This window comes from Variovorax sp. AC103 (genome assembly GCF_979254005.1).
The window spans coordinates 186,230-201,403 of sequence record NZ_CEEDFC010000002.1 but is presented as its reverse complement, the minus strand read 5'-3'; the positions used below and the strand labels follow the sequence as shown (position 1 = coordinate 201,403).

Here is a 15,174-nt window from a genome sequence, read left to right as displayed (position 1 = left end):
ACATGCCGGCGCCCGCCGACGTGGTCTTCGACGCCTTCCACTTCCATGTGTGGCGCGCGCGCTGGGATTCGCTGGTCGGCAATGCGCGCGTGGTGGGTGGTGCCCCCTGCCCCTTCGTCGGCGCGGAGACCGAGAACAGCGGCGGTGGCTGGCTGCGCGGCCTGTCGATGCGAACGCGCTTCGTCACCTTCGACCGGCCGCACGTGGCGGCGGCGTCGATGGTCGGCCGCTCCTTCCCCTTCAGCCGCTGGGCCGCGTCCATGCGGCACCGCGACACGCAGCCCGGCCACTCGGTGCTGATCTACGTCTACACCATCGAAGCGGGGCCGCAGGCCTTGCGATGGCTGCTGGAGCCGGTGGTGGCGCGGGTCTTCGCACGGCAGACGCAACGCCGCTTCGCGCGCATGCGCGAGTTCCTCGCGGTGCATGCGCACGAGGTCGTCGAGTGGCAACGCACGCAGCACGGGGCCGGCGCGGCATGACCCGCTGCGACGGCGATCGCCTGCTGCGCCTGAGCCTCGTCGCGGTGTGGTTGTTCACCGCCGTCGCCAGCCTGGTCGAGCTGAACGGGCAGAGCCGCGAGGTGCTGGCCGCGGCAGGCATTGCGTCGCCGCCGTGGCTGGTGCAGGGGCTGATCGTCGGCGGCGCGGCCGCAGACCTGCTCATCGCCATCGCGCTGTGGCGCTGGCCGTGCCGCGCGAGCTACGCCGCGGCGTTCGCGTTGATGGCCGTCATGACCGCCGTGGCGACCGTGCTCCAGCCGAGCCTGTGGCTGCATCCGCTGGGTCCGCTGCTCAAGAACCTGCCCATTGCCGCCCTGCTCTGGCACCTGTACCGACGCGCCGCACCATGAACACGTACCTCGTCCTCAAGTGGCTGCACATCGTCTCCAGCGTGCTGATGGTCGGCACGGGGCTGGCTCGGCGTTCTACCTGTTCTTCACCAACCGCAGCGGCAGCGTGCCTGCGCAGGCGGTGGTCAGCCGGCTGGTGGTACGCGCGGACTGGTGGTTCACCACGCCCACCGTCATCCTGCAGCCGGCCACCGGGTTCGCGCTGGCGCACATGGCGGGCTGGCCGATGTCCACGCCGTGGCTCGCGCTGTCGTTGCTGCTGTTCGTGGTCGCGGGCCTGTGCTGGCTGCCGGTGGTGTGGCTGCAGATTCGCATGGCGGCCATTGCGGCGCAGGCGCACCGCGAAGGCACCGCATTGCCGCCGCTCTACGCGCGGTACCAACGCTATTGGGAACTGCTCGGCTACCCGGCCTTCGTGGCGATGGCGGTGGTGTTCTACCTGATGGTGAACAAGCCGCAGCTCTCGTTCTGAGATGAAGCCGATGCGTCGTTCAGGGCGTGATCGCTGTTGGCAGCGGTCGTTGATCGCGGTTCTCCGGCAGCGTGCCCAAGTGAACAGGGCGTCGGGTGCTCCCCGCAGCGAAATAAAGGAGGAGGGGCGCAGCCCCGGGGGACATTCGCGGAGGGGAGTACCCAGCGTCCTGTTCACCCGCCCCGAAACCCGTGCGGTTTTCACAAAGACTTCACACACATCGCCATTGCTTCACAAGCCCTGAGCACACTCCCCAACGCCAACAAAAACAGCGGAGGCATCCATGCTTCAAGTCGCCAATCGAAAACTCGCGTCGCTCAGTGACGTGCTCTTCACCGGACTGGGCCGCGTGCTCGGCTTCTTGCGTCCGGTGGCCCGTGGGCTCATCGGGTCATGGCGACCGCCGGGTTGGCTGCGCATTGCGGGTGCCTTCGCGCTGCTCGGGTTGCAGTGGCTTCAGCAACGGTTGGCATGGCTTGTGTTGCTGATGTTGCTGGTGCTCGCGGGATGGATGGCCAGCCCCCATGTGTTGAAGTGGTGGCACGGCCTCACGCCAGACCGCGTGGAGCCCGTCGTCGCCACCGCCAGGATCGAACCGCCGCAGCGCACGCTGATCGAGCTCGACAAGGGGCCGAACCCCTTCGTCATGAACTTCTCGGCCTCGGTGGCGCCCATTGCGCGCATCGGCCAGGAGGCCACCGGCGTCAGCATCGAGCCTGCCATCGCTGGCCGCTGGACCTGGACCCAACAGAACCGGCTCGAGTTCCTGCCCGCGCAAGACTGGCCCGTCGGCCAGCCCTACAAGGTGCAGCTTGCCGGCAACGCGCTCGCGCCGCACATCGAGATGGCGCAGCGCAAGTACGAGTTCAGCTCCCCCGAGTTCACCGCCCAGATCGCCGGCGCCGAGTTCTATCAAGATCCGGTGCAGGCCAACGTGCGCCGCGCGCTGTTCCAGGTGCGCTTCTCGCACCCCGTCAACACCGCCGAGTTCGAGAAGCGGCTGGTGCTCACCTATGACCAGGCCTGCAGCACCTCGTTCTTCAGCGTCGGCAAGTGCGCCAGCGAAAAGTTCACCGTCAGCTACGACAAGCTGCGCCTCTACGCCACGCTGCAGTCCGAGCCGCTGCCCATTCCCGAGAAGACCCGCCCCGTGGTGCTGAGCCTCACGGCCGGCGCGCTTGCGCAAAAGGGCGGCCCGGCCTTGCGCAACGACGTGTCCCGCGCGGTCGACATTCCCGGCCTCTTCAGCCTGAGCATCGCCAGCATCGACCCGACCATCGTCACCGGCGAGAACGGCGAGCCCGAGCACGTGATGCACGTCAGCGCCTCCATGCCCGTGCACGAGCGCGAAATGGCGCGCGTGGTGCAAGCCTGGCTGCTGCCCGCGACCGAAGAAGCCAAGGGCGACCCTGACGAGAAGTTCGACTGGTCGGCCGACCCCGCGAAGGTGACCGACGCCGTGCTGCGCCGCGCGAAGAAGATCAACCTGCAGCCCATCGCCAGCGAGCGCGAAGTGACCGACATGGTCAGCTTCCGCATGCCCCAGGCCGAGGGCGGGCGCTACCTGCTGGTGCGCATTGCCAAGGGCCTGAAGACGCCCGGCGGCTACCAGCTGGGTGCGGCGCGCCAGGACGTGCGCCTGCTCAAGACCTTCGCGCCCGAGCTCAGCATCATGAGCCAGGGCTCGCTGCTCGCGCTGTCGGGCGAGCGCAAGCTGCCGATCCTGGTGCGCGACCTGCCCGGCATCCGCCTGGAAATCGGCCGCCTGCTGCCGCAGCAGTTGCAGCACCTGGTGACGCAGACCAACGGCGACTTCTCGCACCCGCAGTTCTACGGCGGCCTCACCTCGGACAACCTGGTCGACCGCTTCCAGAAGGAAATTCCGCTCAGCATTCCCGCCGGCAAGGCGCACTACGAGACGGTCGACTTCGCCGAGTACCTGCGCAACGACGTGGCCGACCGGCGCGGCGTGTTCCTGCTGAAGGTGCAGGGCTACGACCCCAACGCCAAAAAGAAACCCGAAGGCGACGGCGAAGCCCAGCCGGAAGACGAACAGCAGCAGGAAGAACAGTCCTCCAACGAAGACGAAAGCAACGGCGAAGCCGGCAACCCCGAGCAGCAGCTCGACCAGCGCCTGGTGCTCGTCACCGACCTGGGCATCGTCGCGAAGAAGTCGCTCGACGGCACGCGCGACGTGTTCGTGCAGAGCATCGCCAACGGCCAGCCCGTGGCCAATGCGCTGGTGGAGGTGTGGGGCCGCAACGGCATGATCGTCGCGTCGCAGACCACCGACGCCACCGGCGCCGCGAAGCTGCCCAACCTGGCCGGCTACCAGCGCGAGAAGACGCCCGTGGTGCTGGTCGTGCGCAAGGACGGCGACCTGAGCTTCCTGCCCTTCAACCGCAGCGACCGCACGCTGGACATCTCGCGCTTCGACGTCGGCGGCCTGCGCGCGGCCGGCGTGCCGAACCAGATGACGGCCTATGTGTTCAGCGACCGCGGCATCTACCGCCCCGGCGACACGATGCACATCGCGATGATGGTGAAAGCCGGCAACTGGGGCACCTCGCTGCGCGACCTGCCGCTGGAGGCCGAGATCATCGACGCGCGCGGCCTCAGCGTGCGCCGCGAGAAGCTCAAGCTCGGCCCTGGTGGCGCGGCGGAAATCGCCCACACCACGCAGGACAGCTCGCCCACCGGCAACTACACCGTCAACCTCTACCTGCCGCGCGAATCGTCGCCCGGCACGCCGGAGGTCGAAGGCCTGCTCATCGGCAGCACCACCGTGAAGGTGCAGGAGTTCCTGCCCGACCGCACCAAGGTCACCGCCAAACTCAGCAGCGAAGCGGCCGAAGGCTGGGTCAAGCCGAAGGACCTGAAGGCCTTCGTCGACGTGCAGAACCTCTTCGGCACGCCCGCGCCCGACCGCAAGGTGGAAGGCACGCTCACGCTGAGCCCGGGCTTCCCGGTGTTTCGCGCGTTCACCGACTACGCCTTCTTCGACCCGCAACGCGCCGCCGACAAGCAGGTCGACGACCTGGGCAGCGTGCAGACCAGCGCCGACGGCAAGGCCGAGTTCGACCTGCGCCTGTCGCGCTTCGACGCGGCCACCTACCAGGTGCACGTGCTGGCCAAGGCCTTCGAGCCCGAGGGCGGGCGCAGCGTGTCGGCCGAGGCGCAGACGCTGGTGAGCGACATGCCCTACCTGGTGGGCGTGAAGGTCGACGGCGACACCAGCTACGTGAGCAAGGGCGCCGCGCGCAACGCCACCGTGATCGCCATCGACCCGCAGGCGAAGAAGACGGCCGTGGCCGGGCTGAAGCTCGAGCGCGTGGAGCGCAAGGTGCTGTCGGTGCTCGTGAAGCAGGACAACGGCCTGTACCGCTACGAGTCGCGCAAGAAGGAAGTGGTGCTCGACGAGAAGCCATTCGCCATTGCCGCCGCAGGCAACACCGTGGCGCTCGACACCGGCGCGCCCGGCAACTTCGCCTACGTGGTGCGCAACGCGCAGGGCGTGGAGCTCAACCGCGTGGAGTACAGCGTGGCGGGCAACGCCAACGTGTCGCGCTCGCTGGACCGCAACGCCGAGCTGCAGCTCACGCTCGACCGCAAGGACTACGAGCCCGGCCAGGAAATAGCGGTGAGCATCCGCGCGCCGTACGTGGGCGCGGGCCTCATCACCATCGAGCGCGACAAGGTCTACGCGCATGCATGGTTCAAGACCGACAAGACCGCCTCGGTGCAGAAGATCGTGCTGCCCAAGGACTTCGAGGGCACCGGCTACATCAACGTGCACTTCGTGCGCGACCCGTCCTCGGACGAGGTCTACATGAGCCCGCTGTCGTACGGCATCGTGCCCTTCGCCACCGCGCTGACCAAACGCACGGCCAACCTGCAGCTCACCAGCAGCGAGCTGGTGAAGCCGGGGCAGACGGTGAAGATGAAGCTCACCAGCGACAAGCCCACGCGCGCCGTGGTGTTCGCGGTGGACGAGGGCATCCTGCAGGTGGCGCGCTACAAGACGCCCGACCCGCTGAAGCACTTCTTCCAGAAGCGCGCGCTCGAAGTGGGCACGCTGCAGACGCTCGACCTGATCCTGCCGGAGTTCAAGAAGCTCATGCAGGGCGCGGCCCCCGGCGGCGACGGCGAAGGCGAGCTCGGCAAGCACCTGAACCCGTTCAAGCGCAAGCGCGACAAGCCGGTGGCCTACTGGTCGGGGCTGGTGGACGTGAACGGCAGCCGCGAGTTCAGCTACACCGTGCCCGAGAGCTTCAACGGCAGCCTGCGCGTGATGGCCGTGGCCATCAACGACGAAGCCACCGCCGCCAAGAGCACGCGCACCGTGGTGCGCGGCGACATGGTGATATTGCCGAACGCACCGCTCGCGATGGCGCCGGGCGACACGGTCGAGGTGGGCGTGGGCCTGGCGAACAACATCGCGGGCTCCGGCAAGGAAGCGCCGATTGCATTGACGCTCACCGCCTCGGGCGGCCTCGAAGTGGTGGGCGACGCCACGCAGACGCTCAAGGTCAACGAGCGCGGCGAAGCGAGCACCAAATTCAACGTGCGCGCCAAACCCGGCGAGCAGGCGGTGCTGGGTTCTTCGGCGCTGGTGTTCACCTCGACGCACAAGACCTTCAGCGCGCGCCTGTCGACCGAGGTGAGCGTGCGGCCCGCATCGCCCTTCGTCACGCTGGTGCAGGCCGGCAGCTTCCAGCGCGCCGGCGAGCTGAGCAGCAAGGCCGACCTGTACCCGAACTTCCGCCAGAGCGACGTGGCCGTGTCGGCCGCGCCCTGGGCCTTCGCGACTGGCCTCATGCAGTACCTGGAGGCCTACCCGCACGGCTGCACCGAGCAGATCACGAGCCAGACCTTCCCGGCGGTGCTGCTGTCGGGCCGGCCCGAGCTGGTGAAGGAAATGGCGCGCGGCCGCACCGCGGAGCAAGGCCCGCTGCCCGAGGCGCGCAAGACCTTCGAGCGCTACCTGGTGCAGCTGCGCGCACGGCAGACGGCCGACGGCGGCTTCTCGCTGTGGCCCGGCGCAGGCACCGACGCCTTCGCCACGCTCTATGCGGTGCACCTGCTGGTCGAGGCCAGGGACCACAAGCTGCCGGTGCCGCAAGACCTGCTGCAAAAGGCCGACACCTACCTGCAGGGCTGGCTCGGCAGCGGCGACGCCACGCTCGACGGCTGGCGCCAGCGCACGCAGGCGGCCTACCTGCTGACGCGCCAGGGCATCATCGCGCCGGCCGCGCTGGCCAACCTGCGCGAAGCCTGGCGCAACAAGAAAACGCAGGGCTGGAACGACGACCTGGGCGCTGTGTACCTCGCCGCGAGCTACCAGCTCGTGAAGCAGGAGCAGGTGGCCAACGAACTGCTCGACCCGGTGTGGAGCGACCTGCTCGCGCGCACCGAGAAGAAGCAGCGCCGCAACGTCTGGGGCGCCTACTACGACCCGCTGGTGCACGACAGCATGACGCTGCACCTGGTGGGCCGGCACTTTCCGGCGCGCCTGAAGACGCTGAAGCCCGCCGTGTGGGAAGGCATGGCCGCGATGGTGCGCGACGGTTGGTACAACAGCCTGTCGTCGGCCTCGATGCTGCTGGCGGTCGACTCGTACTTCGAGGCCGTGGGGCAGAACGCCGAAGGCAAGCTCACGGCGAGCGCCGTCAACGCGCAGGGCCAGGCCGCCGCGCTGGCACTGGGTGCGGTGAACCCGATCACGCGCGCCGCGGTACCGGCCGGCACCGCGAAGCTGAAGCTGTCGAACGACAGCGACTTCAACCTGTACTACAGCTGGGCCGAGCAGGGCTTCGAGCGCAACGTGCCCGCCACGCCGGTGAACCAGGGCATGGAAATATTCCACGAGGTGCTCGACGCCAAGGGCAACCCGGTCACCAAGGTGAAGCTCGGCGACGAGGTCACGGTGCGGGTGCGCGTGCGCAGCCTGGACCGCGCGCAGATCGCCGACGTGGCGCTGGTCGACGTGCTGCCCGGCGGGCTGGAGCCGGTGCTGCAGGCGGTGGGCGACGACGACGACACCAACGCCGATGCGCCGATCTGGAAGAAGCGCCTGGGCGGCGGCGGCTCGTGGCAGGTGCAGTACGCCGACATCCGCGAAGACCGCGTGGTGTTCTACGGCGGCGTCGGCAAGGACCTGCTCGAGGTGACCTACAAGGCGCGCGCGACCAACGTGGGCGACTACGTGGTGCCGGCCGCCTATGGCGAAGCGATGTACGACCGGCGCGTGTTCTCGCGCTCGGCGGGTGGGCGCTTCCAGGTGGTGGGCAATTGACCACGACGACGGTCCGCGTTGTTCCCTCTCCCGCGTGCGGGAGAGGGCCAGGGTGAGGGTCCGGCCTTCCCATGAACACGCTGCTTGATCCGTCGCCGTCGCCGTCGCCCTCACCCCAGCCCTCTCCCGCACGCGGGAGAGGGGGCAAGACACGGGGGCGCAAGATGCTCGTCGTCCTTGCGGTCATTGCCGCGCTGCTCGCCCTGCTGCGCCTCTGGCCTCACGCCCCGCTCAGCGAAACCGTCGGCAGCTCCCGCGCCGTCTACGCCCAAGGCGGCGAACTGATGCGGCTCACGCTCGCGGGCGATGAACAGTACCGGCTCTGGGTGCCGCTCGCGCGCATCTCGCCCACGCTGGTCGATGCGGTGCTGCTGTACGAAGACCGCCGCTTCTACGCGCACCCCGGCGTCAACCCCGCCGCACTGGCGCGCAGCGCGTGGCGCATCGCCAGCGGCGAGCGCCGCCAGGGCGGCTCCACGCTCACCATGCAGCTCGCGCGCCGCGTGTACGGCATCGACAGCCGCACGCCCGGCGGCAAGATCGGGCAGATCTTCGCCGCGCTGTGGCTCGAAGCACGCTTCAGCAAGCACGACATCCTGGAGGCCTACCTCAACACCGCGCCCTACGGCGGCAACATCGAAGGCGTGCAGGCGGCGAGTCTCATCTACTTCCGCAAGGACGCCGCAAGGCTCAGCCTGCCCGAGGCACTGACGCTCGCGGTGATTCCGCAGAACCCCGTCAAGCGCATTGCCGAGCGCGGGCGCAACACCGAGCTGCAGTCGGCGCGCGAACGCCTGTGGGCGCTGTGGGCCGAGCGCGACCCCACCGCCAGGCAGCACGCTCCCGACGCGCAGCTCGCGCTCTCGGCGCAGTCGCGCGGCAGCCTGCCCTTTCTGGCGCCGCACGCCACCGACATGCTGCTTGCGCAGGAGCGCGGCGTGCAGGAGGTGCGCACCACCATCGACCTGCGCATGCAGTCCACGCTGGAGCGCGTGATGGGCCAGTACCTGCGCACACATGCCGACGTTGGCATGACCAACGCGAGTGCGCTGCTGCTCGACGCCTCGACCATGCAGGTGCGCGCCATGATCGGCTCGGCCGACTTCCGCAACGACGCCATTTCGGGCCAGGTCAACGGCGTGCTGGCCAGGCGCTCGCCGGGTTCCACGCTCAAGCCCTTCATCTATGCGCTGGCGCTCGACCAGGGGCTGCTGCATCCGCGCACGATGCTGAAGGATGCGCCCACCTCCTTCGGTCCCTACACGCCCGAGAACTTCGACCACCGCTTCGCCGGTCCGCTGTCGGCGCAGGAGGCGCTGATCCGCAGCCGCAACATTCCCGCGGTGGCCGTGGCCGCCAGGCTCTCGAAACCGGGGCTGTACGACTTCATGCGCCTGGCCGGCGTGCAGAAGCTGCAGAGCGAATCGCACTACGGGCTGGCACTGGTGCTGGGCGGCGGCGAGGTCACGCCCGAGGAGCTCGCGGGCATGTATGCGACGCTGGCCAACGGCGGCATTTCGCAGCCCATCCGCTACACGCAGCCCGCGCCCGACGAGCCGCCTGTGCAGCCGCTGCGCCTGCTGAGCGAAGAGGCATCGTTCATCACGCTCGACATGCTGCGCCACACGCCGCGTCCCGACACCACCTTGCCCGCGCGCCCCGCCGTCGCGTGGAAGACGGGCACGTCATGGGGCTTTCGCGATGCATGGACGGCCGGCGTGTTCGGCCGCCATGTGCTGGTGGTGTGGGTGGGCAACTTCGACGGCACCAGCAACCCCGCGCTGGTGGGCGTGGATGCGGCCGCGCCGCTGTTCCTGCGCATGGTCGACGCGTTGCGCGCCGAGCGGCTCGACCCGGGTGAAGTCGCGTCGCGCCAGCCGCCGGACCTGCGCCAGGTCGAGGTGTGCGCCGCCACCGGCGGCCTGCCCGATGCGCTGTGCCCGGTGCGCGCGACGACGTGGTTCATCGCCGGCAAGTCGCCGATCCAGGTCAGCAACCTGCACCGCGCGGTGTGGGTCGACGAGACCACCGGCAAGGTGGTGTGCGGGCCGCAGCCCAACGCACGACAGCAGGTGGTGGAACAGTGGGGCAGCGACATGCGCCGCCTGTTCCGCCAGGCCGGGCTGCCGCGCGCGAGCGCACCGGCCGACGGTTGCGAGAAGGACGGCGATGCACCCGAGGGCGCGCCGCTCATCACCTCGCCGCTGCGCGGCGTGCGCCACACGCTGCGCGTGAACAAGCCCGAGCCGCTGGTGCTGCGCGCCGAGGCCGCCGCCGGCACGCAGGCGGTGTACTGGTTCGCCGACGACGCGCTCATCGGCCGTGCCGCGCCCGGAGAAGGCATCACCTGGATGCCGAGCCTTTCGGAGTCCGGCCGGCGCTACGTGCTGCGCGCGGTCGACGACCAGGGACGCGCCGAATCGCGCGAGGTGACGGTGGACGTCGCACCCTGAACGGATGTCATGGCCGCGTCATGCCTGCCCGGCATGGTCACGCGTTTTCGACTTGGAACTTCTTCGTTCATGACGCGCCTCGCTTCTCTTTCCTTCATTGCCCTGGCCACCGCACTCGCCTGCGGCAGCGCGGCGGCGCAGACCGCCTTTCCGTCCACGCTCGCCGGCCACGCCGTGCTGCCCGCGCAGAGCTTCGTGGCCGCGCCGAAGGACGCGCCGGCCGACCTGCAGGTCAGCGGCAAGTTCACGACGCCCAGGCGCGTCGAGGCCATCGGCACCGTCGAAGGCCTCTCTGCCGGGCGCGGCACGGGGATCTCGGTGCCCTTCAAGGGCCAGCCGCTGCAGGGCCACTCGGGCATCAAGAAGATGGACGACGGCACGTTCTGGATCCTCACCGACAACGGCGCGGGCGCCAAGGCCAACTCGCCCGACTTCATGCTCTACCTGAACCACTACAAGGTGGACTTCAAGAGCGGCAAGTTCGACCGGCTGCAAACCGTGTTCCTGCACGACCCCGACAAGAAGGTGCCGTTTCGCATCGTCCACGAAGGCACCAGGCAGCGCTACCTGACGGGTTCGGACTTCGACCCCGAGAGCTTCCAGTTCGCCGGCGGCGCGCTGTGGATCGGCGAGGAGTTCGGCCCCTTCCTGATCAAGGCCGACCTCAAGGGCAAGGTGCTCGCGGTGTTCGACACGCTGGTCGACGGCAAGGCCGTGCGCTCGCCCGACCATCCGGCCGTGACCACGCCGGGCGTGCCCGGTGGCGCGGTCGATTTCCAGATCAAGCGCTCCAAGGGCTTCGAGGGCATGGCGTCTTCGAAGGACGGCAGCAAGCTGTATGCGCTGCTCGAAGGGCCGGTGTGGAATGCCGAGGCCAAGGACTACGAGCGCGTGGAGGGCAAGGAGGCGCTGCGCATGCTGGAGTTCGACGTGGCCACCGAGAAGTGGACGGGGCGCCATTGGAAGTACGTGCTGGAAGCCAACGGCAACGCCATCGGCGACTTCAACATGATCGACGCCACCACGGGCCTCGTCATCGAGCGCGACAACGGCGAAGGCACCTCCGACAAGGCCTGCCCCGAAGGCCAGAAGCGCACCGACTGCTTCCACGACATCGCGAAGTTCAAGCGCGTCTACAAGGTCGAGCTGAGCGACGCCAACGTGGGCGGCCCGGTGCGCAAGATCGGCTACATCGACCTGCTGAACATTGCCGATCCCGACAAGCTCGCGCGCAAGCCGCTGAACGACGGCGCGCTGAAGTTCCCGTTCTTCACCATCGAGAACGTCGACGTGGTCGACGCCACGCACATCGTGGTCGGCAACGACAACAACCTGCCCTTCTCGAGCAGCCGCGAGCCGAACAAGGCCGACGACAACGAGCTGGTGCTGCTGGAAGCGGGCGCGCTGCTGCAGGCGAAGTAGGCGGCGGGCACGGGGCGCTCCCGGGGGCCGCATTGCCCCGGCGCGCAGGCAGGGCGGGTGAGGGGCGGGTTGGGGAAATTGCGCCAGATGCGTATGATTCTCATCTTCAAGCATATTCCCTCGTCCCCTTTCCCATGAATTTCCGAACGACCTCGCGCGCCGTCCGGCGCGCGGCGTGAGCACCGGCGTTCGCCATCGCCTCGGCGTGGCGTCCCGCGCGGTGGCCGCCATTGCCGGCGGCTACGGCGTGGCGGCGCTCTCTGCCGCCGTGCTCGCGCTGTGCCTGCCCGCCGCCTTCGGCATGGCACGCAGCGAAGCCGCCATGACCGGCACGCTGGCCTCTTTCATCGTCTTCGCGCTGGCCGTGATGTGGGTCTTTGCCGCGCGCACCGCCATGCGCGCATGGACCGGCCTGGCCGTTGCCGCCGCACCGCTCGCCGTGCTGCTGTTCGTGCTCCTGCGCATCGCCGGGGGCGCCGCATGAAGGAAGGTTTCCGCCAGTCGATGGCGTGGCTGCACACCTGGTCGGGCCTGCTGGTCGGCTGGGTGCTGTTCATGGTGTTCGCGGCCGGCACGGCCTCGTACTTCAAGGACGAGATCACGTTCTGGATGAAGCCCGAGCTGCACGCGGTGGCGCAGCACGCGGTGCCGCCGGTCCAGGCCGCCGAAGGCGCCGTGGCCTACCTGCAGCGGCACGGCGCCGGCAGCCCGCGCTGGTTCATCAACCTGCCGACCGAGCGCCAGCCCTCGACCGACGTGCTGTATCTCGCCGCGCCGGCGCCCGCCGCCGCCGGTGGCGCACCCGCCGAGAGGCCGCGCCGCCGCTTCGACCGCGCCTCGCTCGACCCGGCCACCGGCGAAGCGATGTCCGCGCCGCGCGCCACCCGCGGCGGCGAGTTCTTCTACCGCCTGCACTTCGACCTGCACTACATGCCCGCGCTGTGGGCACGCTGGATCGTGGGCTTCTGCGCGATGTTCATGCTGGTGGCCATCTTCAGCGGCATCGTCACGCACAAGCGCATCTTCAAGGACTTCTTCACCTTTCGCCCGAAGAAGGGCCAGCGCTCCTGGCTCGACGCGCACAACGTGACGGCGGTGCTCGCGCTGCCCTATCACCTGATGATCACGTACACCGGCCTGGTCACGCTGATGTTCATGTACATGCCCTGGGGCCCGCAGGTGGCCTACAAGGACCGCGGCGGCGAGCAGGCCTTCTTCGCCGAAGCCTTCCCGGGCAGCGGCCGCGACCAGGTCAAGGCCTCGGGCACCAAGGCGCCGCTGGCGCCCCTCGCGCCGATGCTGGCCCAGGCCTCGGCGCACTGGAACGGCGCCGCCGTGGGCCGCATCACGGTGCACCAGCCCAACGATGCCAATGCGGTGGTCTCGCTCACGCGCGCCGAAGGGCCGCAGCTGTCGTACGACCAGCCGTCGATGCAGTTCAACGGCGCCACTGGCGCGCTGATCGGCGCCTTCGGTGACGTGCCCCGGCCGGCCGCGCAAACGCGCGGCGTGCTCTACGGCCTGCACATCGGGCGCTTCGGCGATCCGTTGCTGCGCGCGCTGTTCTTCCTCTCGGGCCTGGCCGGCTGCCTGATGGTGGCGACCGGGCTGCTGCTGTGGGCCGTGAAGGAGCGCCAGAAGTTCGCCAAGACGCTCAAGCAGGGCGGGCGCATCGGTTTCGGCCTGCGGCTGGTCGACGGCCTGAACGTCGGCGCCGTCGCCGGCCTGCCGGTGGCGATGGCCGCCTTCTTCTGGGCCAACCGGCTGGTGCCGGTCGACGTGGCCGAGCGCGGCGCGGTCGAGATCCGCTGGTTCTTCATCGTCTGGGGCGCGACCGCCGTGCTCGGCCTGCTGCGACCGACGCTGCGCATGTGGCAGGCGCAGCTGGCATTCGGCGCACTGCTGTTCGTGCTGCTGCCGGTGCTCAACGCGTTCACAGGTCCCGCGCCGCTGACCGTGAGCCTGCGTTCGGGCCCGAGCGCGGTGGCCGGCTTCGACCTCGTCGCGATGGCATTGGGCCTGGGCCTGGCGAGCGCGGTCTGGATCGTGGAGCGCAAGCGCCGCAAGTCGCTGGCCAGGAAGGCCGCTCCGCCGGCGGCCAAGGCCACGCCTGCGGCGCAGTCCGCGCTCGTCACCTCGGAACAGGGTTCGTGATGGATTCGCTGCTCCTGGCCCTCGTGTTCGCCGCTTCGCTCGGCGGCTTCTGCGCGCTGAGCCTCGCGATGGACCGCCACAGCGAAGACGTCTACGGCCGCGGCAGCTCGCCGGGCACGTGGCGGCGCTGGCTGCAGCTGGGCGGCACCGTGCTGCTGTGCCTGTCGCTGGCCGCGAGCCTGCAGGCCGCGGGGAGCTCGATCGGCTGGGTGCTGTGGCTGGGCGCGCTCACGGCCGCCGCGTTGGCGACGGTCGGGCTGCTGGGCTGCGCGCCGCGGCGGTTTCCGTGGATCGGGTCGGCCGCGGCGCTCGTCGCCGTGGGCGGCGGCTTGCTCTACCTGCTGCTCCTGTTGCTGGCCTGAGCCGTTCAGGCCGGGCGCCGCGCCGCGGTGCCGCCCGAGAGCACGCCCTGCGTCACCGGCAGCGCCATGAAGTCGTGCGGGAAGCCCATCGGCACGGCGCTGACTGCATCGAGACGCTGCAGCGCCGAGGCATCGAGTTCCACGTCGAGCGCACCCAGGTTGTCCTCGAACTGCGCGAAGGTGCGCGCGCCGACGATCGGCATCACGGTCGGCGCGCTGCGGTGCAGCAGCCAGGCCAGCGCGATCTGCGCGGACGAGCGGCCCTGCTCCTTCGCGATCTGCGCGACCACGTCGGCGATGTCGAGCGTGCGGCCGCTCAGCGCGCCGTTGATGGCGACCAGGTCCTTGCGCGTGCCCGAGACGCCTGCCGTGCCCGACGTGGCGCCCTTCATCTGCGCGAGGTCGGCGCGCGTGTACTTGCCCGACAGCACGCCGCTGCCCAGCGGCGACCACGCCATCACGCCCAGGCCGAGCTCGTGGGCCATCGGCAGCAGTTCGCGCTCCACGGTGCGCTCGATCAGGCTGTGCTCGATCTGCAGCGCCACCAGCGGCGTCCAGCCGCGCAGGTCGGCCAGCGTCTGCATGCGCGCCACCTGCCAGGCCGGCGTGTCGGAGATGCCCGCGTAGAGCACCTTGCCCGAGCGCACGAGGTCGTCGAAGCCGCGCATCACTTCGTCGATGGGCGTGAGGTTGTCCCAGATGTGCAGGTACAGCAGGTCGATGTAGTCGGTGCCCAGGCGCTTCAGGCTGGCCTCGACCGAGCGCACCATGTTGCGCCGGTGGTTGCCGCCCGCGTTGGGGTTGCCGGGCTGCATGTTCAGCGTGTACTTGGTGGCCAGCACCACCGACTCGCGCCGCTCGGCGATGAACTGGCCCAGCAGCTTCTCCGAGCTGCCGTTGGTATAGAAGTTGGCCGTGTCGATGAAGTTGCCGCCGCGCTCCACGTACAGGTCGAACATGCGGCGCGACTCCACAGCGTCGGCGCCCCAGCCCCAGTCGCTGCCGAAGGTCATGGTGCCCAGCGACATCGGGCTGACGCGCAGGCCCGAGCGGCCGAGGGTGAGGTAGTTGTCGAGCTTCATGGTGAATGTCCTTTCGAGATGGCTGGCGGTGCGGTCGCATCGCCATGGCCTCGAAGGTAGGCTCGGAATTCCTCTGGAAAC

The 15,174-nt window shown here is 69.3% G+C and carries 9 protein-coding genes and 1 pseudogene; 9 read left to right on the top strand and 1 reads right to left on the bottom strand.

All coding sequences use genetic code 11. From position 1 onward, the window contains the following. The first annotated feature begins 2 nt into the window (after positions 1–2). The 9 genes and pseudogenes from AC0IYU_RS03590 (at position 3) to AC0IYU_RS03550 (ending at position 14,011) form a co-directional block, all read left to right on the top strand. The gene (locus tag AC0IYU_RS03590; RefSeq protein ID WP_472113114.1) at positions 3–482 is read left to right on the top strand and encodes an SRPBCC family protein; all 480 of its coding nucleotides are present in this window, start codon (positions 3–5) and stop codon (positions 480–482) included. Further along, positions 479–853 (top strand): DoxX-like family protein, encoded by a 375-nt coding sequence (locus AC0IYU_RS03585; protein ID WP_472113111.1) that lies wholly within the window; start codon positions 479–481, stop codon positions 851–853. Before AC0IYU_RS03590 ends, AC0IYU_RS03585 begins: the two co-directional genes overlap by 4 nt. Beyond that, positions 850–1,325, top strand: a pseudogene (locus tag AC0IYU_RS03580) (DUF2269 family protein). Before AC0IYU_RS03585 ends, AC0IYU_RS03580 begins: the two are co-directional and overlap by 4 nt. A 283-nt stretch (positions 1,326–1,608) precedes the next feature. Further along, positions 1,609–7,620 (top strand): alpha-2-macroglobulin family protein, encoded by a 6,012-nt coding sequence (locus AC0IYU_RS03575; protein WP_472113108.1) that lies wholly within the window; start codon positions 1,609–1,611, stop codon positions 7,618–7,620. Between the two features lie 164 nt (positions 7,621–7,784). Continuing rightward, positions 7,785–10,073: a penicillin-binding protein 1C gene (gene pbpC / locus AC0IYU_RS03570; protein WP_472113105.1), complete on the top strand. Its 2,289-nt coding sequence runs from the start codon at positions 7,785–7,787 to the stop codon at positions 10,071–10,073. A gap of 69 nt (positions 10,074–10,142) precedes the next feature. Beyond that, a complete protein-coding gene (locus AC0IYU_RS03565) occupies positions 10,143–11,495 on the top strand; it encodes an esterase-like activity of phytase family protein (RefSeq protein WP_472113102.1) in 1,353 nt (450 codons plus the stop codon). A gap of 175 nt (positions 11,496–11,670) precedes the next feature. Further along, the gene (locus tag AC0IYU_RS03560; protein ID WP_472113099.1) at positions 11,671–11,979 is read left to right on the top strand and encodes an iron transporter; all 309 of its coding nucleotides are present in this window, start codon (positions 11,671–11,673) and stop codon (positions 11,977–11,979) included. Continuing rightward, positions 11,976–13,649: a PepSY-associated TM helix domain-containing protein gene (locus AC0IYU_RS03555; RefSeq protein ID WP_472113097.1), complete on the top strand. Its 1,674-nt coding sequence runs from the start codon at positions 11,976–11,978 to the stop codon at positions 13,647–13,649. Before AC0IYU_RS03560 ends, AC0IYU_RS03555 begins: the two co-directional genes overlap by 4 nt. Then, positions 13,649–14,011: a DUF3325 domain-containing protein gene (locus tag AC0IYU_RS03550; protein ID WP_435486671.1), complete on the top strand. Its 363-nt coding sequence runs from the start codon at positions 13,649–13,651 to the stop codon at positions 14,009–14,011. Before AC0IYU_RS03555 ends, AC0IYU_RS03550 begins: the two co-directional genes overlap by 1 nt. A gap of 5 nt (positions 14,012–14,016) precedes the next feature. Here the strand turns inward: AC0IYU_RS03550 and AC0IYU_RS03545 are convergent, their stop codons facing one another. Next, the gene (locus AC0IYU_RS03545; RefSeq protein ID WP_472113094.1) at positions 14,017–15,093 is read right to left on the bottom strand and encodes an aldo/keto reductase; all 1,077 of its coding nucleotides are present in this window, start codon (positions 15,091–15,093) and stop codon (positions 14,017–14,019) included. Positions 15,094–15,174: the final 81 nt, after the last annotated feature.

Excerpts from the sequence above, each read along its gene's own strand:
- AC0IYU_RS03590 (WP_472113114.1), top strand. The coding sequence starts at position 3 with ATGCCGGCGCCCGCCGACGTGGTCTTCGACGCCTTCCACTTCCATGTG.
- AC0IYU_RS03585 (WP_472113111.1), top strand. The coding sequence starts at position 479 with ATGACCCGCTGCGACGGCGATCGCCTGCTGCGCCTGAGCCTCGTCGCG.
- AC0IYU_RS03575 (WP_472113108.1), top strand. The coding sequence starts at position 1,609 with ATGCTTCAAGTCGCCAATCGAAAACTCGCGTCGCTCAGTGACGTGCTC.
- pbpC (WP_472113105.1), top strand. The coding sequence starts at position 7,785 with ATGCTCGTCGTCCTTGCGGTCATTGCCGCGCTGCTCGCCCTGCTGCGC.
- AC0IYU_RS03565 (WP_472113102.1), top strand. The coding sequence starts at position 10,143 with ATGACGCGCCTCGCTTCTCTTTCCTTCATTGCCCTGGCCACCGCACTC.
- AC0IYU_RS03555 (WP_472113097.1), top strand. The coding sequence starts at position 11,976 with ATGAAGGAAGGTTTCCGCCAGTCGATGGCGTGGCTGCACACCTGGTCG.
- AC0IYU_RS03550 (WP_435486671.1), top strand. The coding sequence starts at position 13,649 with ATGGATTCGCTGCTCCTGGCCCTCGTGTTCGCCGCTTCGCTCGGCGGC.
- AC0IYU_RS03545 (WP_472113094.1), bottom strand. The coding sequence starts at position 15,093 with ATGAAGCTCGACAACTACCTCACCCTCGGCCGCTCGGGCCTGCGCGTC.